We start from the raw sequence: 24,581 nt of genomic DNA, 5'->3' as shown, positions 1-24,581 counted from the left end.
TCCCGCTTCCGTTATGTCGCTGTCCGGACGTTTGATACCTGTCGCATGCCGGACGCCCAATTGGATAGACCGGACATTTGAGTAGATCTCGTCACTGTGTAACGAGCCACGATGAGCCGCGACGCGCCGCGGAAAACGGCATGCTTAGTACGTGCGCATCACCTCCGCCCTCGTAGACCCGGCGCTGCTCGACCTTCCCTGGTCGACACCGCTGGAGCAGTGGCCCGCCGACCACCTGGTCGCGCTGCCGCAGGGCATCTCGCGGCACATCGTCCGGTTCGTGAAGCTGGCCGGCACCGTCTACGCGGTCAAGGAGACCGGCGAGCGGGTGGCCGAGAAGGAGTACGACCTGCTCCGCGCGCTGGAGCGGATCGGCTTCCCGTCCGTGGAGGCGGTCGCCGTGGTCGCGGACCGGCAGTCACCGGACGGCGAGCCGCTGGACACCGTGCTGGTCACCCGCCACCTGCAGTTCTCCCTGCCGTACCGGGCGCTCTTCTCGCACACGCTCCGCGAGAACACGATGATCCGGTTGCTTGACGCGCAGGCCGCGCTGCTGGTCCGGATGCACCTGACCGGGTTCTTCTGGGGCGACTGCTCGCTGTCGAACACGCTGTTCCGGCGCGACGCGGGCGCGTTCGCGGCGTACCTGGTGGACGCGGAGACCGGTGCGCTGCGGCCGAAGCTCTCCAACGGCCAGCGCGACGAGGACCTGGACATCGCCCGGACCAACATCTTCGGCGAGGCGCTCGACCTGCAGGCCGCCGGGCTGCTGCACGAGTCGATCGACCCGGAGCAGATGTCCGACGAGGTGATCAAGCGGTACGAGAGGCTCTGGCACGAGATCACCTATGAGCAGGAGGTGCGGCAGGACTCCCGGCACCACATGGAGGGCCGGATCCGCCGCCTCAACGAGCTCGGCTTCGACGTGGCCGAGGTGGCCATGTCGGTCTCGGACAACGGCAGCTCGTTCCTGGTCCGGCCGAAGGTGGTGGACGCCGGTTACCACGTGCGCCGGCTGTTCCGGCTGACCGGCCTGGACGCGGAGGAGAACCAGGCCCGCCAGCTGCTCAACGACCTGGACACGTACCGGGCGGAGAGCGACCTGTCGGACGAGCAGCAGGCCGCGCACCGCTGGCTGACCGAGGTGTTCGAGCCGGTGGTCCGCGCGGTCCCGGCGCACCTGCGCGGCAAGCTGGAGCCGACCGAGCTCTTCTCTCAGGTGCTCAACCACCGCTACCGGCTCTCCGAGCAGGCGGGCCGGGACGTCGGCCTGGCCCCGGCCGTCCAGTCGTTCCTCAACGACGTGCTGGTGCACCGCCCGGACGAGCAGGCCGTGCTCGGCGTCGAGCCGGACGCGCTCCTCGCCTGATCACGGCGCCGGCGTCGTGGGCGGCGCGGGCGGGTTCGCGGCCGCGATCAGGTCGCGCAGGCCCTGGCGGCGGGCGACCACGACCAGACGGTCGCCGGCCGCGACCCGGTGGTCGCGCGGTGGCGCCCAGTCGACCCGGGCCGAGCCGGTCGTGGCCAGGCCGATCACCCGCGCGCCGCCGGGACGTTCCGCCGCGTCCAGCGTCGTGCCGACCAGCGCGCCGCCCGGCGCGACCGCCACCTCCGCGACCAGCAGCACGTGCCGGGCGACCGGGATGGTGGCCTTGACCTCGCGGTCCATCATGGCCTCGGCGAACGCGGGCGCGGCCAGATAGGAGACGCTGCGCGAGATCGCGATCTGGAACGCGCGCTGGATCCGCCGCGCGAAGTCGCCGTCGTAGAGCCGCAGCACCACGCGCAGGTCCGGCTTGATGCCGCGCGCGTTCAGTGCGGCCTGCAGGTTCGTCACGTCGTCGGTGGACACCACGACCAGGGCCTGTGCGCTGCCGGTCTGCGCGGCCAGCAGCGTCTCCTCGCGCGCCGCGTCGCCGGTGATCACGGGTACGCCGAGCCGCTGCGCGAGCGACATCCCGCGCGCGTGCGGGTCCTTGTCCACCGCGACCACGTCCACGCCCAGGTCGTGCAGCTGGGCCATCACCCGCATGCCGACGGTGCCCAGCCCGACCACCACCACGTGGTCGGAGTGCGGGATCGCCAGCCGTCCGGCGGCCAGGGCCAGCCGCGCGTTCACCACCGCGCCGACCACCGCGGCCGTGATCAGCGGGATCAGCGCCAGCCCGGCCAGCGTCAGCACCAGGTCGGTGATCTGCAGGACGCCGTTCTCCGCATGGTTCGGCTCCGCGCCGGTGACCGTGGTGAGCACGGTCTGGTAGACGGCGCGCCAGATGCCGATCGGCTCGGCCCGCGCGTACTCCCGGGCCTGCAGGCCGCCACTGATCAGGATTATGCCCAGCACGGTGAGGACGCCGACGCCGAGCTTCCGGTCGACCAGCGCGCGCCCGGCCCGCAGCAGCACCGCCACCGGCCGGCGACGCCGCCGGCGACGCCGCAGCCGCCGTGCCGCGACCTCGGTCCCGGCCGGCCTGCCGGTCGCCTCGGCCAGCACGATCTCCGCGCGGCTCTGGTCCTCCGGCAGGATCTCCGGCTCGCCGCCGACGGCCACGTCCCGCTCGCCACCGGCCGCCGCGTCCGTCCCGGCACCGTCGGCCGCGTCCCGCTCGCCACCCGCGGACGTGGCCGCCAGCCCGGCCACCACGGTGGCCGGTGGCACGTCGCCGCGCCGCGCCACGAACATGGTCCGGCCGGCGAGCCGGAAGTGCGTCGGGTCCGGCTCGCCCAGCGCGGCCGCCACGAACGCGGGCGCGGCCATCGAGGCGTCGGAGAGCACGGCGCTGTCGTCGAGCACCTCGCGGGCGCGCGCGGCCAGCTTGCCGTTGAAGACGCGCAGCACCAGCCGGATGCCGGGGGCGGCCTCCCGGGCGCAGAGCGCGGCGTGGATGTTCGTCACGTCGTCCGGGTGCACCAGCGCGAGCGCGGCCGCGTCGGACAGGCCCACGTTCTCGAACGCGGCCTCGTCCAGCCGGCCGGCGATCAGCGTACGGACCCGCCGCATGGTGAGCAGTTCGGGCAGCGCGGAGATCTCCGGCACCAGCGCGGTGACCCGGACGTCCGGGCGCGCGGCCAGCAGCTCGTTGATCAGGCGGAGCGCGAGCTGGTCACGCCCGCACACCACGTAGTGCGGCGCCCGGTCGGCGCCGGTGCCCCGCCCGTTCCACCACCGGGCGAGCGCCCGCCCCCGCCCGCTCGGCGAAAGATCCACATTCGCCATTCCGCGATCATATGCACGGCGGCCAAACTGGTCCGTTTAGGGCGAAACGTACACTACGCGTGTTTCGTTGCTCTTTGCGGACCACCGACCCTTTCGTCGCGCCGCATCGGCGGGAGAGCCCTTCCGCCCCGAAAGGAGCACCCTCCATGAACAAGTGGCTGACCCGCGCCGTGGGCACCGCCGGCCTCGCCGGTGGCTTCCTCCTCCTGACCGGCGCCCAGGCGCAGGCCGCACCGGCCGACCCGGAACTGCTCCCGCTCTCCGGTCTGCAGGACGGCGGCCTGCCGCTGCTGTCCGACCTGCTCGGCAACGCGGCAGCGGCACCGGCGCCGGCGGGCGGATCGGACACCCTGCTGGGCGGGCTGCTCGGCGGCGAGGAGACGCACGGGCGAACGGGGTTCACCCACCCGGCCGCGCAGTTCCTCGGCATCGACTCGGAGGCCGGCCCGGATGCCGGCCCGAGTGCCGGCCGGCGGTCCGAACTCGGCGGTGACGGCGGGCTGCTGGGGGCGCTCACCGGTCTCAGCCGACCGGCCGAGTCGCCGCGACCGGGCCTCTCCGGACTGCCCGGGCTCACCATGCTCTCCGCGCTGACCGGCCAGGACGCGGTGGCGGACCGCGCGGACGAGCGCCCGGTCGCGTCCCGGCCCGGCCGGCATCGCGCCAAGCCGAGCCCGACGCGGACGCGCGCGCTCCCGGCGCAGAGCACCCCACGCACGGCCGGCGCCCACCGCGCCGACGACGGCCCCGGGCACACCGACAACGGCCCCCGCCGCGCCGACGGCGGCCCCGGGCACACCGACAACGGCCCTCGCCGCGCCGACGGCGGCCCCGGGCACACCGACAACGGCCCTCGCCGCGCCGACGGCGGCCCCGGGCACGCCGCGGCATCCGCACCCGCCGACGGCCCGCGCCGCACCACGACGCGCACGCCCGCCGACGGCCCGAATCGCACCGCGACGCGCACGCCTGCCGACGGTCCGAACCGCACCGCCGCGCACGTGCCCGCGACCGACGACGACCGGCGCGCGGTCACCCGCCCCGGCAACGACCGGCGCACCACCGCCGCGCCCGCTCCTGCTCCCGGCCGCCGCACCGCGCCCGCCGCACCCGGCCGGCACACCGCGCCCGCGCCCGACCCCGGCCGTGGCGGCGGCACGCTCGCCGGCCACCCGGCCGACGCCTGGGCCGGGGTCCCCGGCTCGCCGGTGGACGACAGCGCCATCACCGTCACCCCGGACCAGGACCACCAGGGTTTCGGCCGGGCGCCCGCGCGCCTGGCGGAGACGCCGCGGCAGCAGGCCGAGACGCCGAAGCCCGCCGAGTCCCCGGCCCGCGCCCGCCCGTCCACGCGTGCCGGGGAGCGCCCGGTGGCCGGCCTGGACCCCGACTACTCGTGATCCACGCACCGGCCACGGCGACAGGGCCCGTCCCCACGGTGGGGACGGGCCCTGTCGCCGCTGGTCAGGACCCGAGCGTGACGGTCGCGCCGCCGACCACGGCGCCCTGGTCGGTGACCACCGACATCTCGCCGGCCAGCGACCGCCCGTCGGCCGCCGCCGACGCCACCGTCAGCGAGCCGCTGACCTTCGCCGTACCGCCGGGTTCGAGGCGTACGACGTCACCGGGCACCGCCAGCGCGCCGAACGTCGGCGTGAAGTACGCGTCCCGGTAGTCGAACGACGTCTCCCCGGACGGCACCGAGTAGCCCTGCACCACCACGCGGTACTCCCCCGCCTCCGGGTCGGTCAGCGACACCGACTCCGCCGAGTCGCCGTCCGCGGACGACGCCACCGGTGTGTCCGAGTCACCGCGGTAGACGAAGAGGTCCAGGTCGGCCGTGACGTCGCTGGTCCCGCCGATCGACACGTCCAGCCGCGTGGTCCCGGCCGGCACGGTCAGCGTGGACTCCACCCGCGCGTCGGCGGCGACGGTCGGCCGCCGGGTCGCCACGCTGCCCAGCGGCCCACCGCGCGCGACCACCCGGACCGGCCCGAACCGGTTGCGCAGGTCCCAGTTCAGCGTCTTGACCTCGCCCACCCGCACGGTGCCCGGCGTGGACTCGGCCGGTGTCACCTCGACGCCCTGCACGGCCGCGGCGATCCGGTACGGGTTCACCAGCATCGGCGACGTCCGCCGGGACTCCACCTCGATCTCCCAGATGCCGGAGAGCGGCTTGCGGTAGTCGCGCTCGATGCCGGCGCAGGGCGACACCGGCTCGAAGTTCGGGTAACAGCCGGTGGTCGCGGTCGGATCCGCCGGCACGCCGTACGGGTCGATCGCCACGAACCGCGTCTGCGAACCCGCGGCCAGCCCGGACAGGTTCACCTGCAGCGCCTCCGCCCCGTCCGGCACCTCCACGAAGTACGACCGGGTGGCGTTCCGCTCGATCTTGCCGTCCGCCTCGAACGCGTGCCCCGGCGCGGAGATCGGCGTCGCCGCGACCACGGTCGCGAACACCTCGAAGTCCACCACCGGCGTCGCCGGGTCGTCCACCGTCATGATCGCGCTGTGCGCGCCGGGTGACGGCCGCGCCCCGACCGTGACCGTGACCGGCCTGTCCAGCGGCAGGGTCACGGTGCGCGCCGCGGTGAACGTGCCGTCGTTGCCGATCCAGCGGAGCCGGTGCTCGACCGGGCCGGCCGGGCCACTGGTCCGGGTGAGCGTCACCGGGTACGGCTTCCACTCCCACGGCTTGTGCCCGCCCTCCCCGGCCGGGCACCGGTTGTGGATGCCGCTGCCCCGGCCGGGCAGCGGCTCGTCGCCCGCGCCGATCAGGTCGGACAGCGCCGTGCAGACCGGGGCGACCGCGGTGTACGTGCGCGTCTCCAAGTCCTGCCAGAGCAGCTTCCACGCGGCCGGCACGTCGATCAGCCCGTACCCCTGGGCGAACGCCGGCACGCCTGGCAGGTGTGACGCGGAGGTGTAGAGCGCCCGCCGCAGCTGGGCCGGCGTGAGCCCGCGGTCCTGCGCGCGCGCCGCGGAGAGCAGCAGCGTGGCCGCGCCGGCCGCCTGCGGGGACGCCATCGAGGTGCCCTGCAGCATCGCGTACCCGGTCGGCAGCGTGTATCCGGCCTGGGCCACCGGCGTGCCGGGCAGCCAGGTCGGGGTGCTGGAGATCGCGGCGCCCGGCGCGACCAGGTCCGGCTTGAGCCCGCCGTCCTCGCGCGGGCCGCGGGACGAGAACGGGTGCATCGCATAGTCGGCGGAGACCACCGAGCCGTAGTTCGCGGCCCACGTCTCGCGGCTGATCGTGGAGCCGACCGAGACCACGGCGCCGGCGGTGGACGGGTCGCCGACCGTGTTCAGGCCGGGCCCGTCGTTGCCGGCCGAGATGAACATCTGCACGCCGTAGTCCGTGATCAGCCGGTCGTAGAGCAGCACCCAGGCGTTGCGCCCGTCGTTCAGCGCGGTCAGGCCGCCGATCGACATGTTGATCACGTCGACGTGCCGGTTGATCACCATGTCCACCATGCCGTCGGTGAGCGCGGCGTACGTGCATCCGCCGCCCCACGTGCAGGCCCGTCCGGACACGATCTTCGCGCCCGGTGCGGCACCGTCGAACGCGGCGTTGCCCAGCAGGTCGTTGCCGGCCGCGATGCCGGCCACGTGCGTGCCGTGCTCGCTCTCCAGGATGCCGATGTTGACGAAGTCGGAGCGGGTGCCGGAGACGTCGACGTCCTCCCGGTACTCCACGGTGAACGCCATCCGGTCGATCGCCCCGGTCTTCGGGTCGTCGGTCCCGAAGTGCCCGATGTCGTACCGCTCCCGGTACGGCCGCATGACCGGCTCGTCCGTGAAGCTCTTGTTCCGGTTCGCGTCGACCCGCACGTCGTGCGACACCGGGTCGTAGAGCACGCCGAACGCGTCCGTGGTGTCGCCGTCCCGGTTGACGTCGCCGCCCGGATCACTGGCCTTGGTGATCGACTCGTAGAACCAGTTGAACGCGTACGACCCGGCCGGCGCCGTGAACCGCGCGCCGCCGACCTGGAACGACGGGCCGGTGACCGGCAGGTTCATCCGCAGCCAGGTGCGGTCCTCGAGCGGATCGGTGACGGTGAACACGTCGACGATCTTGCGTTCGCCGGTGGTGGTCCGCTGCAGTGCCGGGTGGTCGACGTCCACGCCGGAGTCCATGATCCCGATGGTGACGCCGCGCCCGTCGTACGCCGGATGGGTCCTGATGAACTCGACCGCGCCGGTCTCGCCGGCCGGCAGGAACGGGTTGTCCGCGGGCGTGTCCTTCCCCGGCCCGCTGCGGGCCTCGCGCGCGGGGGCGGAACCGCCGCCCAGCCCGTCGGCCGGGTCCGGGCGCGGCACGACCGAGTCCAGGTCGAGCGCCTCCACCCCGTCGAGCCGGGCCGCGTCGAGCACGGCGCCGGTCGGGAGTTTGGCGAGCACGTAGCCGAGCCGGTCGACGCTGCGGGAGACGGAGCCGCCGAGCCGGGTGAGCCGGCCGGCGACCGCGGTCGCGCCGCCGCGGCCGGTCGCGACCAGCACGGTGACGGTGGACCTGCCGCCGGCCCGGGCCTCGGCGAGCCGCCGGGCGTCGTCGGCGCCGAGCGTGTCGCCGGCGGGTGAGGTCTTCGGCGTGCCGGCCGCGGCGGCCGGGCCGGGAAGCCCGGGCCCGGTCAGGCCGCCGACCAGCAGCGTGATGAGGAAATATCGCAGCACACCGGCAGGCTATAGGCCTTTATCCGCATATGTCCGATTGTCGCGAAGACTTAACGCTTCCGGCCCGCGCCCTTGCCGTTCTTGTCGGCCCGCCGGTTCTTACCGGCCGGCGCCGGCTTGGCCGGCTTCTCCACCGGCACCGTCAACCGGACCCGCCACCGGCCGTCGTCCTCGGCCGCGGACAGCTCACCGCGCACACTCTCGGCCCGCTCCCGCATGCCCCGGATGCCGTGCCCGGCCACCGGCTCCGGGCCACGCCGCGACGGCACCGGGTTGCTCACGGTCGCGACCAGGCGCGCGTCCGCGACCTCCAGCCGCACCTCGACCGGTTGCCCCGGCGCGTGGTTCAGCGCGTTCGTCAACGCCTCCTGCACCACGCGGTAGACCGCCAGCCCTTCACTGCGGCCGAGCCGGACGTCCTCCGGCGCCACCATGGTCAGCGCCATCCCGGCGGCCCGCATGATCCGCACCAGCTCCGGCAGGTCGGCCAGGCCGGGCACCGCGCGCTGCCCCGGCTCGATGTCCCGGCGGAGCACGCTGAGCATGTCACCGAGCTCCGCGAGCGTGCGCCGCCCGGTGCCGGCGATCGTGTCGAACGCCCGCTCCGCCGCCTGCGGCCGGCTCTCCACCGCGGCCGGCCCACCCTCGGCCAGCACCACCATCACGCCGATCGCGTTGCTGACCAGGTCGTGCATCTCCGGGCCGATCAGCGCGCGCTCGTCCGCCGCCTCGCGGGCCGCGTCCGCCTCGGCCCGGTCCGCCTCCGCACGGTCCCGGGCGGCCTCGGCCAGCTCGCGGGCCTCCTCCGCGCCGTCGCGGCGCTCCTCGGCGAGCGCCCGGGCCTCCTCCGCGGCCAGCCGCTGGCGACGAAGATCCGTGGTGACCCGCCGGAACTCCCGCGCGGCGTGCCGGCCCTCGGCGGCCCGTGGCGCCAACCACGCGACCGCGGTGCCGAGCACCACGATCAGCACGCCCTGCCACCAGCCGGAACGGACGATCACCAGCACGAGCGTGAGCGACAGCGCCACCGCGACCGGCAACCACCGCGCGACCATCATCCCCACCTTCTCCGGCAAGCGCCCATTCTTACCGGTCCGGGGAATGCGCGCTCACCCAGTGGGTACTCCGGCAACGATGCAGACATTCCTGCCGTATCCCGATTTCCTGGAGAGCGCCCGCGTGCTCGACGCGAAGCGCCTGGGCAAACAGCGCGCGGAGACGCTTCAGGTGCTGCGCGGCCTGACCCGCCCGGGCTACGGCTGGCGCAACCACCCGGCCGTGAAGATGTGGCACGGCTTCCAGGAGGCGCTGGTCCGCTACGGCCTGGACGTCTGCGTGGCCTGGCAGGAGCGCGGGCACGCGGACACGGTGGCGGTCGCGCTGATCGCGGACTACGCGGCCGCGCGCGGGCAGTCACCGGCCGACGTGACGATCCGCTCGCAGCGGCAGCTGGAACGGGTCTGCGCGGTGCCGCCGTGGCTCGGCGACGACGCGTTCCACCTCAGCCACCGGTCCGCGCTGCTGCGCAAGGACCCGGACCACTACGGCCCGCTCTTCGGCGGCATCCCGGCCGACCTGCCCTACGTCTGGCCGGTCCCGGCCTGACCCCTCGCCGGCCGCGCCCGGCCCCGGCCGGCCCGGCCTAGTCCCCCTGCGGTGCGGGCGATTCCGGCGCCGGACGGGACGGGCGTGCCACGCGGGCCACGGACGCGAGGCCGAGGCTGCCGAGCAGCGCCGCACCACTGGCGGCACCGAAGAGACGGTGGCGGGAGGCCTTCCGGGAGTCAGCCTGCGGCTCGATCATGATTCCGGCCTTCCGTCCGAGAGCGAGGGAACGTGCACACCCTCAGTTCGGCGAACAGGTGCGCAGAGTAACCACTTCGCACCCCGGAAAATCCTCGGAGAGATGAGCCCCCTGTCGGATTCGAACCGACGACCGCCCGCTTACAAGGCGGGTGCTCTGGCCATCTGAGCTAAGGAGGCGCGCGTGACGCCCCGCCAGCATAGCCACTCCTCGCACGCGTGCAGACCTTTACCCGCTCGCCGTACCAATTGTCCGGTTATGCCGTTGGAGAATGCCGGCCAGACCTTGGCAGGGGTCACAAACGCGTTTACGGTGGCGTCACACGGGTGACATCCGCCGCGCTGTCAGGCACGACGGAGATCACTCGAGGGTCGGTGGAAGCACCGGCTCGCTCCTCTTCACTCGGATCGTCCGGCACGTTCCTGCCGGTGAAAGGAAGCAGCCACACCATGGCTACGGTCACCTACGCGAAGGCGTCCCGCGTCTACCCGGGCACCGAGCGCCCCGCGGTCAACGAGCTCCAGCTGGACATCGCCGACGGCGAGTTCCTGGTCCTCGTCGGCCCGTCGGGTTGCGGAAAGTCCACCTCGCTGCGCATGCTCGCCGGCCTGGAGGACGTCGACGGCGGTCAGATCCTGATCGACGGCCGCGACGTCACGCACCTGCCGCCGAAGGCCCGCGACATCGCGATGGTCTTCCAGAACTACGCGCTCTACCCGCACATGTCGGTGTACGAGAACATGGCCTTCGCGCTCAAGCTGCGCAAGACCTCCAAGGCGGAGATCGACCGTCGCGTGAAGGAGGCCGCCGGCCTGCTGCAGCTGGAGGACTACCTCTCCCGCAAGCCGAAGGCACTCTCCGGCGGTCAGCGCCAGCGCGTCGCCATGGGCCGGGCCATCGTGCGTGAGCCGCAGGTCTTCCTCATGGACGAGCCGCTGTCGAACCTCGACGCCAAGCTCCGTGTCCAGACCCGTTCGCAGATCGCCAGCCTGCAGGCCAAGCTCGGCATCACCACGGTCTACGTCACGCACGACCAGGTCGAGGCCATGACCATGGGCCACCGGGTCGCGGTCATGCTGGACGGCAACCTGCAGCAGGTCGACACGCCCCGCGCGCTCTACGACACCCCGAAGAACGTGTTCGTCGCCGGCTTCATGGGCTCCCCCGCCATGAACATCAAGACCGTCTCGCTGGTCGACGGCGGCGCCGACTTCGCCGGCATCGTCCTCCCGATCACCCGGGAGAACATCGAGTCCGCGCGCACCGGTGGCGACAAGGTCACCGTCGGCTTCCGCCCGGAGGACACCGACATCGTCAGCGCCAGCGAGGGCGGCCTGCCGATCGTGGTCGAGCTGGTCGAGGACCTCGGCTCCGACGCGAACGTCTACGGCCACGCCGAGATCGGTGGCGCCTCCGAGCGCTTCGTCGTCCGCACCGACCGTCGTCACATGCCCAACATGGGCGAGACGATCTACGTCAAGCCGCGCGCCGACAAGATCCACCTCTTCAACGCCAAGACCACCGAGCGCATCTGATCTCGGACGCACTCACCAGGGGCGGTTCCTCCGGACGGAGGGGCCGCCCCTGCGGCATGTCCGGGGCCTTCTTCACCCGCTTCCGGCGGGCCGGGTCCCGCACGCTCGGAGCGGGCACCGGTCGTCGCCGGGGCTCCGCCCTGCACGATCCGAGGCCGCAGGACCGAAGAACGGGCGGGACCCGCTGCCGCGGATCCCGCCCGGTGGGGAGGGCCTCAGAGGGTCAGCGTGGCCCCGGCGCCGGCCGTGACGACGGACTTCACCGAGGCGGCGGCGTCCGGCGTGTAGGCGTACGGGATGGCGTTCACCGTGCCCGCGCTCTCCGGGGTGCCGGAGTTGACGAACACGTTGTCGCGCTGGACCAGGTCGCCCGGCCCGGAATCGGCGTACCCGACCGCGGTCGGCCGGGTGACGTTCTCGAAGTAGTTGCTCTCGACCAGCACGCCCGCGCCCATCGTGGACGCCACGCCGTAGTCGGCGCCGAAGTAGTAGTTGTTGTACACGTGCACCGGGTCGCCGAAGCGCACCCGCGGGTGCCGCTCCTTGGACCCGTCGAACCAGTTGTGGTGGTAGGTCACGCGCAGGTGCCCGGTGTCCTCGGACGCGTTGCCGTCGTCGTGCCCGAGCAGCATCGACTTGGTGTGGTTGCGCACCCGGTTCCAGGAGACGGTGACGAAGTCGGACCCGCGCTTGACGTCGACGGCGCCGTCGTACCCGCCGTCCAGCAGGTTGTGGTCGATCCACACGTTCGTCGACCGCTGCACGTTGATCGCGTCGTCGTCCCAGCCGCGGAACGTCAGGTTGCGGATGATGACGTTGTGCGCGTCGCTGATGTTGAGGCCGTTGTCCAGCGTGGCGCCGGGCGCGCCGAGCACGGTCTTGTCCGACTCGACGTCGTTCATCTTGTCCGGCATGGACAGTGCGCCCTGCACCCGGATGGTCAGCGGCCCGTCCTGCTCCAGCGCGTCGGCCAGCGCCTGCCCGTCGGTCACGGTCACGGTGGGGCCACCCGCCCCACCGGTGGTGCCGCCGTTCTGGGTGGCCCAGCCGACCAGCCCGCCGGGCGCCGGCGGCGGTGACGTGGGTGGCGGCGTGGTCGGCCCGGGGGTGGTCGGCGACGCCGAGGTGGGTGCGGGGCCGGCCCCGGTGGAGACGGTCACGTCGTCGAACTCCGCGGACGCGTTGAACGTGGCCACGCCGACCCGCCCGGACGTGAACCGGGTGTCGGTCGCGGACGCGAGCAGCGCCCCGTCGACGTAGCCGCGCAGCGTGGAGCCGGCCACCTCCAGCCGGACCGCGTAGGACGAGCCGGCGGCGACCGGCAGCGGCGCCGACGCCAGCGTGGCCGACGAGCCGCCGACCAGCCGTTTCAGCTCGACCGTGCCGTTGCTGCGCAGTGCCAGGTAGTAGTAGTTCGTCGCGTTCTGCGCGCGGGCGAGCAGCGCCACGAACCGGTTGCCGCCGTTGAACGCGGTGGGCCGGACCGTGGCCTGGACCGTGTAGTCGGTCCAGCTCGCGGTGCCGGTCAGCGATCGGGCGTCACTGCTGGTGCCGGTCTGCCGGTAGGCGCCGGACGCGACGCCCCAGCTGCCGCCGGAGGAGGTCCAGCCGGCGGCGTTCCCGTCGCCGAAGTCGTCGGTGAAGAGCGTGGCCGCGGCGGCGCTGCCGGTGCCGATCGCCACCAGCACGGTGGCGACGAGCAAGGACCCACAGACAGCGGCGGCGGTACGGGTACGGGTCACGGTTTTCTCCCTGCTGCGAGAGAGCGGGGGTGGGGGCGGTGGTGTGGCGGCACCGCCCCCACCCGGATTGCGTCAACACCTCGACGTCTGTCGATATGTTGAGGTCTGCGGCCCCCGGGGTGTCTGCCCACCGCCGGGGGCCGGTGGCCGCGGGCGGTTCTGCCGGCCGCCCGCGGTCACGTCACACCATCAGAAAGCGAGATTTCCGGTGCCCGCGCCGGCCATGACCGCGGCCTTGACGCCGTTCGGGTCGGCGACGGTGTAGCTGTAGTAGGTGCTCGGCTCCTGCACGGTGCCGCTGCAGTCCGGGGCACCGGACTCGCCGACGAACACGTTGTTGCGGGCCACGCAGCGCCCGCCCGGGCCGGCGTAGTTGTTGCTGACCGGCTCCTCGACGTCCTCGAAGTAGTTGCCCTCGATCACGCAGCCCGCGTTCGCCTGACAGGCCACGCCGACGTCGGTGTTGTAGACGAAGTAGTTGTTGAACACGTGCACCGGCTCGCCGAACCGGATGCGCGGGTTGCGCTGCGGCGTCCGGTCGAACCAGTTGTTGTGGTAGGTCACCTTGAGGTACCCGGTGTCCTGCGCGCCGTTGCTGTCGTCGTGCCCGAGCAGCATGTTCTTCGAGTGGTCGTGCGTGTGGTTCCAGGAGACCGTGATGTAGGACGAGCCGCGCTTGATGTCGATCAGCCCGTCGTACCCGTCGGACAGGTCGTTGTGGTCGATCCACACGTGGTGCGTGAACATCTGCACGTTGATCGCGTCGTCCGGCGTACCGGTGAAGTTCAGGTTCCGGATGATCACGTTGTGCACCGCGTCCGCCGGCGGCGAGGTCACGGCGGAGACCGGCAGGCCGATGTTGAGGCCGCCGCCGGTGAGCCCGGACGCCGCGCCGACGCCCACGATGGTCTTGTCGCTGGTCACGTCGTGCATCGGGCCGGGCAGCGTGAGCACGCCGCTGACCCGGATGTTCAGCGGTCCGGCCGTTGCGATCGCGGTGAGGAACTCGGCCGCGGTGTCCACCGTGACCGTGGGCCCGCCCGCGCCGCCGGTGGTGCCGTTCTGGCCGAGCGCGTTCACCGAGGCGAAGCCGATCGGTGGCGCACCCGGGTCGATCGGCGGCTCGGTCGGCGGCAGCGTGGGCGTGACGGTGCCGGTCGGTTCCACCACCGGGCCGGTGGAGACCTCGAAATCGTCGAAACTGGCCGACGCGTACGACGTGGCGAGCCCGGCCCGCCCCGACGTGAGCGTGCCGTCGGTGGCCGTGACGACCGGCGCGCCGTTCAGGTAGCCGCGCAGTGTGCTGCCGGTGACCTCGAGCGTCAGCGTGTACCAGGTGCCGGTGCTGACCGTCGCGGCCGCGGACGCCAGCACGATCGGCGCACCACCGGCCCGTTCGAACAGCTCGATCCGGCCCGCGTTCGACAGCGCCAGCCCGTAGTAGGCGCTGCCGCTCTGCACCCGGGCGGTGATGCCGGCCGTACGCCCGCTGCCGTTGAAGCCGGTCGGCTTCACCCGGGCCCGGACGGAGTAGTCGGTCCAGGACGCGGTCCCGGTGTAGGTGCGGGCGTCCGCGCTGGTCCCGGTCTGGCGGTAGGCGAACGAGCCGTCGGAGACGACCGACCAGGAGCCTCCCGACTTGGACCAGCCGTTGGAGTTGCCGTCCTCGAAGGTGTCGGTCAGCAGCGAGGCCGCGCTGGCGGCCGGTGCCGCGTAGACCGCGGCGACCGCGGCGACCGCGGCCAGGGCGATCGTGTGGGCGACACGTCGCATGGTGGGTTCCTTTCGGGTCGTGCCCGGCCGCCTCGTGGAGCCGATGGCGGGACGGCCGGGCGAACTGGGCGCTAGATCCGCCCGGCGCCGGCGAACGAGCCGACGACGCTCGGGACATCCGTGGTGGCGTGCACCGGTCCGGCCCGCAGTACGGGGGTCCAGCCGGCGTCACCGCTCAGATCGGGGTCGTGGGTGGCGTTGTAGGCGTCGAGCGCGCTGATGGCGGCCTCGGCGCGGTTGCCGGTGCGGACGACGGTGCCGCGCTCGGTGATCGCGGTGCCGCCCCAGTCGCGGATGATCGCGTCCGGCCGCAGGTCGTCGTAGAGCCGGAAGTAGTTGTTCTCCGCGTAGATCGCGGATTGCACGCCGACGCCCCACGCGTAGTCGAACGTCTCGCCGGAGCTGCGGTAGTAGTTGTTGTAGATGTCCACCTGACCGAACCGCACGCGCGGCAGACGCTGGATGCTGCCGTCGAAGAGGTTGTGGTGGATGGTCACCTTGAGCCGGCCGACGTCCGGGCCTACCGTGTTCGACGAGCCGATCAGCATGGTCTTGTCGTGGTTGGTGAACACGTTCCACGACGCGGTCACGTAGGTCGCGGTGTGCGTGATGTCCAGCGCCCCGTCGTGCACCTGGTACGGCCGTCCGAAGTGGATCGGCTGGTCCGTGTCGGGGTTGTCGCCGTCGGAGAACGTGACGTGGTCGACCCACACGTTCTGGCTGCGCCGCACGGAGATCAGGTCGTAGTTCGAGTTCCAGTTGCCGAGCTCGCCGTCGGTCGGCGACCAGGCCGGGAAGCAGTCCCGCGCGTCCTCGATCGCGAGGTTGCGGATGATCGTGTTGCTGGCGCCGTCGACCATCAGCGTCAGACCGGTCAGCGTGGCGCCGGGCCGGCCGACGATCGTGGTGTTCGGGCTGAGGTTGATCTGGGTCTGCGCGGTCTGCCGGGTCACCGACCGGGCGCGGGCCGCCTCCAGCTCGCCGGTGGGTGCGACGTATCCCCAGGTGGCCGGGTCGTAGGCGGCCAGGTAGGCGTCCAGCGAGTACGCCGGGTCGGCCAGGTCGGCGCAGTCGAGCAGCGTCCCGTCCGCGGCCTCGAAGCCGTCGATGCGCCCCTCGACGTAGATGATTTTCGGGCTCGCGTCGGCCCGGCCGCCGATCGCGGCGACCAGCTCGGCCCGGGTGCGCACCGTGAACACGTGCGCGTCGTCGGCCGCGCTGCCGCCGGTGGTGCCGGGTCCGGCGGCGGCCCAGCCGTCGTTCGCCGGAAGCGTCTGCCGTCCCAGGTCCGGCGGGGCCGCCTGCGCCGACGAGGGCAGCGTGACCAACAGCAATCCGGCGATCGCCGCCGCGATGGTGGGTTTCGTCATTGATCTCTCCACGTGAGCGCCACACTGAATGCGTTTACGAACGCGAAACATCTGGGCTCAACGTAGATATTTACGTGGATGAGAGTCAATAAAACGAATATGCAGGTTAGTTGCACGTAAAAGCGGCATGACCCATTAACCGACGCACAAACGCCGGATTGTGGACCACTCTGTCCGTTTGGTTACCGGGCGGTTTTGCCTCCCGTTTGCAGGTCTCGTGCCGGCAGTCCGTCGATCGGGGTGCGCCACGGCTCCCGTGCCCAGCCGACGCCCAGCTCGGAGAGCAGTGCGGGCCGGTCCGCCGCGGCACGCAGCGCCGCGTTCACGCCCCGGATCACGTGCACCCGGTCCGGCGGCGTGCCCACGGAGTCGACCAGCGCCGCGTCGATCGCGTGCGGTGGCGGCGCCGCCTGCACCGCCTCCAGCACGGCCGTGAACGGCGCGGTCCGGTCCAGCGGCGCGATCAGCTGCGCCGGGTCGTCCAGCAGGTTCTCCAGCAGGTCACGACGGCCGGGCACGTGCTGCGGCGCGTCGTCGCCGGGCAGCAGCAGCCGGTCGGTCGGATATTCCAGCACGGCCCGGCCGTGCGTACCGTGCACGACGATCTCGCCCCGGATGAAGTCCTCACCGCAGAGCGTCACCGCCATCAGCACCGGCGGGCCGGCCGCGAACGACACCCGCAGGCTCGCGGTGTCGTCCACCTCGATCGGCCGGGTCCGGTACCGCTCCAGCTCCAGCGCGACCGGCCGCGGGTCGGGCGCCAGGGCCAGCGCCTGCATCAGCGCGTGGGCCAGCGGGTTCGCGATCGCGCCGTCCAGTGACGGGCGGCCGTTCACCGTGCGGCGCCCGGCCCACGGCGTCCGCGCGTAGTACGCGTCCGGCCGCTGCCAGGACGCGACCGCGGCGATGCCGGTGACCTCGCCGAGCCGCCCGTCCGCGATCGCGGCGCGCAGCCGGGCCAGCGCTGCCGAACCGAGCGCCTGGAAGCCGATCTGCAGGGCCCGGCCGGTGCGCGCGGCCACCGCGGCCAGCGCGCGATGCTCGGCCAGGGACATCACCGGCGGCTTCTCCAGCAGCACGTCCGCGCCGGCGCGCAGCGCGTCGGTGGCGATCGCCAGGTGCGTGTGCGGCGGCGTGCAGATCACCACCACGTCCGGCCGCACCTCGCGCAGCATCTCCGCGTGGTCCGTGAAGATCCGGGTGGCCGGGTCGATCGGCGCGTCCTCCGCCGGTGCGGGCGGGCGCGGGTCCGCGAACGCGGCCACCTCGACCCGGCCGGCCGCGGCCAGCCGAGCGAGGTTCCGGCGATGCGAGAGCCCGTGCCCGCTCGCCCCGATCAGCGCCACGCGTCTCATGCCGGCCTCCTCGCCGCGCCACCGTCCCACCGAGCAGATGATTCCCGCACGGGCTCACTCATACCGGAGTCCCCACGACGCGACGGCTCCCCGGCGGCCGGTGCCGGGCCGGAACGAGTCGCGGGCGGCTCACCTCCCGGCCGCCTCGACCGTGGCAGCCGCGCCGTGCCGGGTCAGGTCGGTGAGCCAGGACGTGATGGACGCGCGCACCTCGTCGTCCCCGGCCAGCGCGGCCGGGAACACCGAGTCGATGTGCAGCAGCGCGTCCACCACCGCGGCCGGCTCCGACGACGTGTCCGCGAGCGCGGTCCGGATCCGGTCGGCCAGCGGGTCGTTCAGCGGCAGCGCGGTCCCGTCGTCCGCCGTGCCCTGCACGAACCGCATCCACGCGGCCACCGCCAGCGTCGCCCACCGCGCGTCACCGTGCGCGGCCCGCCGGTCCAGGATCGTGTGCAGGAGCCGTTGCGGCAGCTTCTGCGTACCGTCCATCGCCACCTGGTGCGTCCGGTAGAGGATCACCGGGTTGGCGAAGCGAGCCAGCACGTCGTCGCCGTACCCGACGATCGAGACGCCCTCCGGCGGCCGGAAGCTCTCCGCGATGTCCTCCGCGATGAGTTTCCGCAGCGTGCCCTCCATGCCCGGCAGCGCCAGCGCCTCCGCGATGGTCTCCTTTCCGGCCAGCGCGCCGAGGTAGGCGAGCGCGGAGTGGACGCCGTTGAGCGTGCGCAGCTTCAGCCGCTCCCACTGCCCGGCGTCGTCCGTCATGATCGCGCCGGCCTGCTCCCAGGACGGCCGGCCGCCCGGGAACCGGTCCTCGATGACCCACTGGGTGTACGGCTCGGCCGCGATCGCCGCCTGGTCCTCCACCCCGAGCACGCGCGCCGCGGTGGCCAACGTCTCCGGCGTGGCGGCCGGCACGATCCGGTCCACCATCGAGTTCGGGAACGTCACGTTGTGGTGGATCCAGTCGGCCGGCGCACCGGTGAAGCCGCCGAACGCCAGTCCGGCGCCGACCAACCCGTGCGTGCGGCGCCCGTTCGACGGCAGGTTGTCACAGCTCAGCAGCGCGAGTGGGCCGGCGTCCGCGGCCGCGCGCGCCAGCAGCCCGCGGATCAGCAGGCCGGGCACGGTCTGCGGTGGCCGGTCCGTGGTCAGGTCCGCGGCGACCGCCTCGTCCGCGAGCAGCTCGCCGGTCACCGGATCCAGCTGGTACGCCTTCTCCGTGACGGTCAGCGTCACCACCCGGATCCGTGGGTCGGCCAGCAGCGCCACGATCGCGGCCGGGTCGCTGGCCGCGTGCCGTACCTCGGACAACGACCCGATCACGCGGGTCCGGGACGTGTGCGCGCCGAGCGTGGTCACGCTGAACAGGTTGTCCTGCGCCCGCATCCGGTCGAACACGCCGGTGCTGCGCGGTGCCACGCCGACGATGCCCCAGTCGCCACCGCCGGCGGAGATCGCCTCCTCGGTGAAGACCGCCTGGTGCGCCCGGTGGAACGCGCCGAGCCCGAGGTGGACGATGCCGCTGCCGATCTCGTCCGGACGGACCAACGGCCGGCTCTCGATCGGCAGCGAGGCGATCGCGCCCAGACCGAGCCGCTTGACGCTCACCACGCTGGTCATGCGTCCACCCCGTCCGCGAGCCGGGCGCTCCAGATCGGCCCGTCCGGGAAGCTGTAGTCCGCGACCGACTCCGGCTTCATCTCCGCGCTGTACCCGGGCCGCTCCGGCACCAGGTATCGCCCTTCGCGGGTGCTGACCGGGTCGACGAAGTGCTCGTGCAGGTGGTCGACGTACTCCACCATCCGGCCGGTGAGCGACGTGCTGACCCGCAGGTAGTCGAAGATCGCCAGGTGCTGCACGTACTCGCAGAGGCCGACGCCGCCCGCGTGCGGGCAGATCGGGACACCGAACTTGGCGGCCATCACGATCTCGGCGAGCACCTCGTTGACGCCGCCGACCCGGCACGCGTCGATCTGCATCACGCCGATCGCCTCGGCCTGCAGCAGCTGCTTGAAGATGACCCGGTTCGCCGCGACCTCGCCGGTGGCCACTCTGATCGGCGCCACCGCGCGCTGGATCCGGGCGTGCCCGAGCACGTCGTCCGCGTGCGTCGGCTCCTCGATCCAGTACGGGTCGAACTCGGCCAGCCGCGCCATGTTCTCGATCGCCTCGTCGACGTCCCAGACCTGGTTCGCGTCCATCATCAGCCGCGTGTCCGGCCCGACCTCCTCGCGGATGATCCGGGCCCGGCGCACGTCGTCCTCGATCGGGCCGCCGACCTTCATCTTCACGGCGCGCCAGCCCTCGGCGAACGCGGCCCGGCTCAGCGCCCGCACCTTCTCGTCCGGGTAACCGAGCCAGCCGACCGACGTGGTGTACGACGGGAAGCCGTCCCGGGCGATCTCGGCCAGTCGCTCGTCCAGCCCGGTCCGGCCCTTGTCCAGGATCGCGGCCGCCTCGTCCGGCGTGATCGCGTCCGTGATGTGGTGGAAGTCGATCGACGCGACCAACTCCGCGGTCGGCATCTCGGCCAGCAGGCGCCACAGCGGCTTGCCCTCGACCTTGGCCCGCAGGTCCCACACCGCGTTGACCAGCGCGCCGGTCGCCATGTGGATGACGCCCTTCTCCGGGCCGAGCCAGCGCAGCTGCGCGTCCGCGGACAGCGACCGCCAGAACGCCACCGGCGCCGCGACGATCTCCTCCAGCGTCTTGCCGTCGACGTGCCGGGAGAGCGCCTTCACGGCCGCGACCGTGATCTCGTTGCCCCGGCCGTTGGTGAACGTGAAGCCGGCGCCGACGTGCGGGCCGTCCGTGCGCAGCTCGACGTAGGTCGCCGAGTAGTCACCCCGGTTGATCGCGTCGGAACCGTCCGCCGAGTCCGACGTCGGGAACCGCACGTCGTGCACCTCGACCGCGAGAATGGTGGTCACAGCTTCTCTCCGATTTTGAAGATCTTCTTGGGCAGCCGGTACGCGAGGTCGACGATCGTCTCGGCCGCCTCGTCGAGCGGCAGCCGGTGCTCGGCGACCAGCCGGGCCAGGAACCCGGCGTCGATCCGGCGGGCCACGTCGTGCCGCACCGGGATCGAGCAGAACGCGCGGGTGTCGTCCACGAACCCGGCCGTGTTGTAGAAGCCCGCGGTCTCGGTGACCGCCTCGCGGAACCGGCGCATCACCTCCGGCGAGTCCAGGAACCACCAGGGCGCGCCGAGGAACAGCGCGGCGTAGCCACCGGCCAGCGGCGCCAGCTCCCGGGTGAACGTGTCCTCGTCCAGCGTGAACAGCACCAGCCGCAGCCGTGGGTCGTTGCCGTGCGCGTCCAGCAGCGGCTTCAGGCCGTGCACGAACTCGACCGCGTGCGGGACGTCGCCGCCCACGTCCCGGCCGTGCCGGTCGTAGAGCCACCGGTTGTGGTTGCGGAACGCGCCCGGGTGCAGCTGCATCACCAGGCCGTCCTCGATGGACATCCGGGCCATCTCGATCAGCATGTGCGCGCGGAACGCCTCCGCGTCCTCGGCCGTCGCCGTGCCGGACAGCCCGCGCGTGTAGAGCGCCTCGGCCTCGGCCGGCGTGAGCAGCAGCGTGCGCGCGGTCAGGTGCCCGTGGTCGGTGCTGGTCGCCCCGGCCGCGACGAAGTCCAGGCGCCGCGCGCGAAGCGCGTTCAGATAGCCGCGGTACGTGCCGGTGTCCTCGCCGGTGATCTCGCCGAGCCGCGCGACGTTGCCCGCCCAGTCCTCGAACTCCATGTCCACCACGTTGTCCGGCCGGAACGTGGTGATCACCCGGCCGCCGGGACCGCCCCAGCCGTCGTCGGCCAGCCGCGCGTGCCGGGCCAGGTCGTCCAGCGGCGACTCCGTGGTGGCCAGCACCTCGATGTTGAACCGCTCGAACAGCGCCCGCGGCCGGAACTCGGGCGTGGCCAGTCTCGCGGAGATCTCGTCGTAGATCGCGTCCGCGGTCGCCGGGCTCAGCCGCTCGGTCACGCCGAACACGGTCTCGAACGTCCGCTCCAGCCACAGCCGCGACGGCGTGCCGCGGAACAGGTGCCAGTGCTCGGCGAAGCGCCGCCAGATCGTCCGGCCGTCCTGCTCGGAGGGTGTGCCGTCGCGCGTGGGGACGCCCAGCTCCGCCGGGGGAATGCCCTGGCTGAGCAGCATCCGGGTGACGTAGTGGTCGGGCACGATGATCAGCCGCGCCGGGTCCGGGAACGGCGCGTCGTCCGCGATCAGACCGGGGTCCACGTGGCCGTGCGGCGAGATGATCGGCTGTTCGGCCGCCAGCGCGTACAGCTCACGGGCGATGCCGCGCTGCGTGGGCTCGGCGGGTAGGAGGAGGTCGGACACGAGGCTCCTAGGAGGGTTGGTTCACTCGGGTCAGGGACGGGCGATCGGGGCGGCAGCCGGGGTTACATCGCTTTCCATAACTGCAAAGGTTTGCAGCGAAGAAACCATGAGGGATAGCTGTCCGTCAACGGCCGAACACAAAGAGGGCTATTTTGTCCTAATTTAGCCTGGTGCATGATCGCCTTGGGAGCGCTTCCGCAATAGTTCCGCAACAAACATCCATTGACATAGGCACAACCGTTTGCATTAATTGGCCATCCACGTGACGACGGCCACAGCATTGATGACCACGAAGGGGTTCGCGTGCCAGCCACGATCCGAGACGTTGCCCGGGCCTCGGGGGTGCACATCTCCACCGTCTCGCGCACCTTCTCGGCACCCCACCTGGTCAACCCGGACACCCGCAGTCGCGTGCTGGCGTGTGCGGAGTCGCTGGGTTACCGGCCCAACCGCGCGGCCCGGGCACTGATCACCGGCCGCACGCACAACATGGGCCTGATCGTGCCGGACATCTCGAACCCGTTCTTCCCGCTGCTGATCAAGGCGGCGGAGACCCAGGCCCGCCAGCGGGACTACCACATCTTCGTCACCGACACGAACGAGGACCCGGCCGTCGAGGAGGAGCTGGTCCACGCGCTCGCCAAGCAGGTGGACGGCATCCTGCTGTGCAGCCCGCGGATGAGCAACAGCCTCATCGAGCAGCTGTCCCGCGAGGTGCCGCTGGTCGTGGTCAACCGGCAGGTGGCCGGCCTGCCGTCGGTGGTGATGGACGTCGGCCAGGGCGCCCGGCTCGCGATCGAGCACCTGGTCTCGCTCGGCCACCGCGACCTGGCGCTGCTCTCCGGCCCCCGTGGCTCGTGGACCAGCCGGGAGATCCGCCGGGCCGCCACCGCGGCGGCCCGCGCCGGCGGCGCCGAACTGACCGTGCTCGGCCCGAACCCGCCCACCGAGCGCGGCGGCCAGACGATGGCGGAGCAGGTGCGCCGCGCCGAGGTGACCGCCGTGCTCGCCTACAACGACCTGATGGCGATCGGCCTCATGGAAGGGCTCGACTCGCTCGGCATCGCGGTCCCGGCCGAGGTGAGCGTGGTCGGCATCGACGACATCACGCTCAGCCGGCTGACCCGGCCCAAATTGACGACGGTGGCCAACCCCACGGCGGCCGCCGGACGGGCGGCCGTCGACATGCTCCTGCAACAGGACGGCTCCTGGCCGGGTCGCGTCGGACGCGGCGCCACCGGGACCGTTCCCGTCGACGACCGCCGCACCACCGCACAGGTAACGCTCCAGACCCAGTTGGTCATACGCGACTCAACGGGCCCGGGCCCGCATGGCACTGCGGACCCGGGCGGCGCGGTCGCGCCTTTCCCGGAAGTTGTCGCCTCCTAAGCCCAAGGAGTGAGCGCAGAAATGCACCCCGCCACACATCCGGAGAGCGCGCTGCCCGCGCGCCCTCACCGTACCCTCAAAGTTGGTCGTGTTCTTCGCGGCTTGGCCGCCACCGCGGTCGCGCTTCCCCTGATATTCGGTGCCGCCGCGTGCGGTGACAGCAACGACGACGCGGGCACCGACCCGAACGAGAAGGTCGAGCTCAGCGTCTTCTGGTGGGGCGACGACTCGCGCGCCGAGACCACCAAGAAGGTGCTCGACGCCTACACCGCCGCGCACCCGAACGTCACGTTCGTCACCACGTTCCAGGGCAACCAGGGCTACCTGGACAAGCTCTCCACGCAGGCGGCCGGCGGGAACGCGCCGGACATCTTCCAGCTCGACGACAACATGCTGTCCGAGCTGGCCGAGCGCAAGGTCACGCTGGACCTCACGCCGTACGTCGAGGACAAGACGCTCGACCTGTCCAAGTTCCCGGAGAGCCTCGCGAAGTACGGCGTGGTCGACGGCGAGCAGGCCGGCGTCGCGCTGGCGGAGAACACGCCCGGCCTGATCTACAACAAGTCGAAGCTCAAGGAGTTCGGCGTCGCCGAGCCGACCACCGGCATGACCTGGGAGGCCTTCATCACCTGGGCCAAGGAGGTCAGCACCAAGTCCGGCGGCAAGATGCCCGGCACGATGGACCCGAGCGCGGACTACAAGGCGCTCTGGGTCTGGCTGCGCCAGCAGGGCAAGGAGTTCTACAACGGCAAGGAGCTGGGCTTCACCGCCGAGGACCTGACCCGCTGGTTCGAGCTGTGGAAGGGCGCGCGCGACTCCGGCGCCACCCCGACCGCGGACGTGATCCACGAGGGCAACAGCTCGGACGCCAGCAAGCAGCTCGTGGTCACCGGCAAGGCCGCCACCAGCTGGGTCTGGTCGAACCAGCTGGCCGCGCTGTCCAAGAACACCAAGGACGAGCTCGGGCTGATGGCGTACCCCGGTGACCCGAGCGGCCAGTGGGCGCGCGCCTCGATGTACTGGTCCGGTTCGTCCAAGACGAAGTACCCGGACGTCGTCGCCGACGTGATCAACTACTTCGTCAACGACGCCACCGCCGCGAAGACGCTCGGCATCGAGCGCGGCATCACGCCGAACCTGGACCTTCGCAAGGAGGTCGAGGCCACGCTGACCGACGCGAACCAGAAGACCTCGCTCGCGTTCGAGACCGAGATCACGCCGAAGTTCGGCGCCGCGCCGACGCCGCCGCCGAAGGGCCACGCCGCGGTGCGCACGCTGCTCGTGTCCATCGCGGAGAGCGTCCAGTACGGCAAGGCCACCCCGGCCCAGGCCGCACAGGACTTCCTCACCCAGGCCGCGGGCAAGCTCGGCTGACGC

At 72.3% G+C, this 24,581-nt stretch carries 16 protein-coding genes and 1 tRNA gene; 6 read left to right on the top strand and 11 right to left on the bottom strand.

Annotated elements, in window-relative coordinates; all coding sequences use genetic code 11:
* Positions 1–151: 151 nt before the first annotated feature.
* Positions 152–1,369 (top strand): DUF4032 domain-containing protein, encoded by a 1,218-nt coding sequence (locus J2S44_RS20780; RefSeq protein WP_310416495.1) that lies wholly within the window; start codon positions 152–154, stop codon positions 1,367–1,369.
* Here the strand turns inward: J2S44_RS20780 and J2S44_RS20775 are convergent, their stop codons facing one another.
* Entirely contained in the window at positions 1,370–3,217 is a 1,848-nt protein-coding gene (locus J2S44_RS20775) for an NAD-binding protein (protein WP_310416493.1), read from the bottom strand. It abuts the gene before it with no gap.
* A 146-nt stretch (positions 3,218–3,363) separates the two neighbouring features.
* On the opposite strand from J2S44_RS20775, the gene J2S44_RS20770 reads away from it, so the two are divergent.
* A complete protein-coding gene (locus tag J2S44_RS20770; protein WP_310416491.1) occupies positions 3,364–4,617 on the top strand; it encodes a chromosomal replication initiator protein DnaA in 1,254 nt (417 codons plus the stop codon).
* Between the two features lie 64 nt (positions 4,618–4,681).
* On the opposite strand, the gene J2S44_RS20765 is transcribed toward J2S44_RS20770, so the two are convergent.
* Together J2S44_RS20765 and J2S44_RS20760 are read right to left on the bottom strand one after the other, a co-directional pair.
* Positions 4,682–7,891, bottom strand: coding sequence for a S8 family serine peptidase (locus J2S44_RS20765; RefSeq protein ID WP_310416488.1), 3,210 nt, complete (start codon positions 7,889–7,891; stop codon positions 4,682–4,684).
* A gap of 50 nt (positions 7,892–7,941) precedes the next feature.
* Positions 7,942–8,967 (bottom strand): sensor histidine kinase, encoded by a 1,026-nt coding sequence (locus J2S44_RS20760; protein ID WP_310416485.1) that lies wholly within the window; start codon positions 8,965–8,967, stop codon positions 7,942–7,944.
* A gap of 58 nt (positions 8,968–9,025) precedes the next feature.
* On the opposite strand from J2S44_RS20760, the gene J2S44_RS20755 reads away from it, so the two are divergent.
* On the top strand, positions 9,026–9,496 hold the full coding sequence (locus J2S44_RS20755) for an MSMEG_6728 family protein (RefSeq protein WP_310416482.1): 471 nt from the start codon (positions 9,026–9,028) through the stop codon (positions 9,494–9,496).
* A 304-nt stretch (positions 9,497–9,800) separates the two neighbouring features.
* Here the strand turns inward: J2S44_RS20755 and J2S44_RS20750 are convergent.
* Positions 9,801–9,874, bottom strand: a tRNA-Thr gene (locus tag J2S44_RS20750).
* A gap of 270 nt (positions 9,875–10,144) precedes the next feature.
* Here J2S44_RS20750 and J2S44_RS20745 point away from each other — a divergent pair.
* A complete protein-coding gene (locus J2S44_RS20745; RefSeq protein ID WP_310416480.1) occupies positions 10,145–11,230 on the top strand; it encodes an ABC transporter ATP-binding protein in 1,086 nt (361 codons plus the stop codon).
* A gap of 215 nt (positions 11,231–11,445) precedes the next feature.
* On the opposite strand, the gene J2S44_RS20740 is transcribed toward J2S44_RS20745, so the two are convergent.
* The 7 genes from J2S44_RS20740 to uxaC all read right to left on the bottom strand — a co-directional run bounded on the left by J2S44_RS20740 (position 11,446) and on the right by uxaC (position 21,815).
* Positions 11,446–12,972 carry a pectate lyase family protein gene (locus J2S44_RS20740; RefSeq protein WP_310416477.1) on the bottom strand — a complete coding sequence of 509 codons (1,527 nt, stop codon included), beginning with the start codon at positions 12,970–12,972 and terminating at the stop codon, positions 11,446–11,448.
* Between the two features lie 189 nt (positions 12,973–13,161).
* A complete protein-coding gene (locus tag J2S44_RS20735) occupies positions 13,162–14,745 on the bottom strand; it encodes a pectate lyase family protein (RefSeq protein WP_310416475.1) in 1,584 nt (527 codons plus the stop codon).
* A gap of 71 nt (positions 14,746–14,816) precedes the next feature.
* Positions 14,817–16,115, bottom strand: a complete 1,299-nt coding sequence (locus J2S44_RS20730; protein ID WP_310416472.1) for a pectate lyase family protein — start codon at positions 16,113–16,115, stop codon at positions 14,817–14,819.
* A gap of 182 nt (positions 16,116–16,297) precedes the next feature.
* A complete protein-coding gene (locus tag J2S44_RS20725) occupies positions 16,298–17,470 on the bottom strand; it encodes a Gfo/Idh/MocA family protein (RefSeq protein ID WP_310416469.1) in 1,173 nt (390 codons plus the stop codon).
* Positions 17,471–17,599: 129 nt separating this feature from the next.
* Positions 17,600–19,093, bottom strand: coding sequence for a mannitol dehydrogenase family protein (locus J2S44_RS20720; RefSeq protein WP_310416466.1), 1,494 nt, complete (start codon positions 19,091–19,093; stop codon positions 17,600–17,602).
* On the bottom strand, positions 19,090–20,403 hold the full coding sequence (locus tag J2S44_RS20715) for an enolase C-terminal domain-like protein (RefSeq protein ID WP_310416463.1): 1,314 nt from the start codon (positions 20,401–20,403) through the stop codon (positions 19,090–19,092). The genes J2S44_RS20720 and J2S44_RS20715 overlap by 4 nt, the downstream gene beginning before the upstream one ends.
* Positions 20,400–21,815, bottom strand: a complete 1,416-nt coding sequence (uxaC, locus tag J2S44_RS20710; protein WP_310416460.1) for a glucuronate isomerase — start codon at positions 21,813–21,815, stop codon at positions 20,400–20,402. The genes J2S44_RS20715 and uxaC overlap by 4 nt, the downstream gene beginning before the upstream one ends.
* A gap of 303 nt (positions 21,816–22,118) precedes the next feature.
* On the opposite strand from uxaC, the gene J2S44_RS20705 reads away from it, so the two are divergent.
* Both J2S44_RS20705 and J2S44_RS20700 read left to right on the top strand, forming a co-directional pair.
* Entirely contained in the window at positions 22,119–23,204 is a 1,086-nt protein-coding gene (locus J2S44_RS20705; RefSeq protein WP_310416457.1) for a LacI family DNA-binding transcriptional regulator, read from the top strand.
* A 102-nt stretch (positions 23,205–23,306) separates the two neighbouring features.
* Positions 23,307–24,578 (top strand): ABC transporter substrate-binding protein, encoded by a 1,272-nt coding sequence (locus tag J2S44_RS20700; protein ID WP_310416454.1) that lies wholly within the window; start codon positions 23,307–23,309, stop codon positions 24,576–24,578.
* The last annotated feature ends 3 nt before the right edge of the window (positions 24,579–24,581 follow it).

Origin of the sequence: Catenuloplanes niger (assembly GCF_031458255.1) — a bacterium.
Classification (GTDB): Bacteria; Actinomycetota; Actinomycetes; order Mycobacteriales; family Micromonosporaceae; genus Catenuloplanes; species Catenuloplanes niger.
Note: the sequence above shows the minus strand (reverse complement) of the source record. Positions and strands in the feature narration are given on the sequence as shown.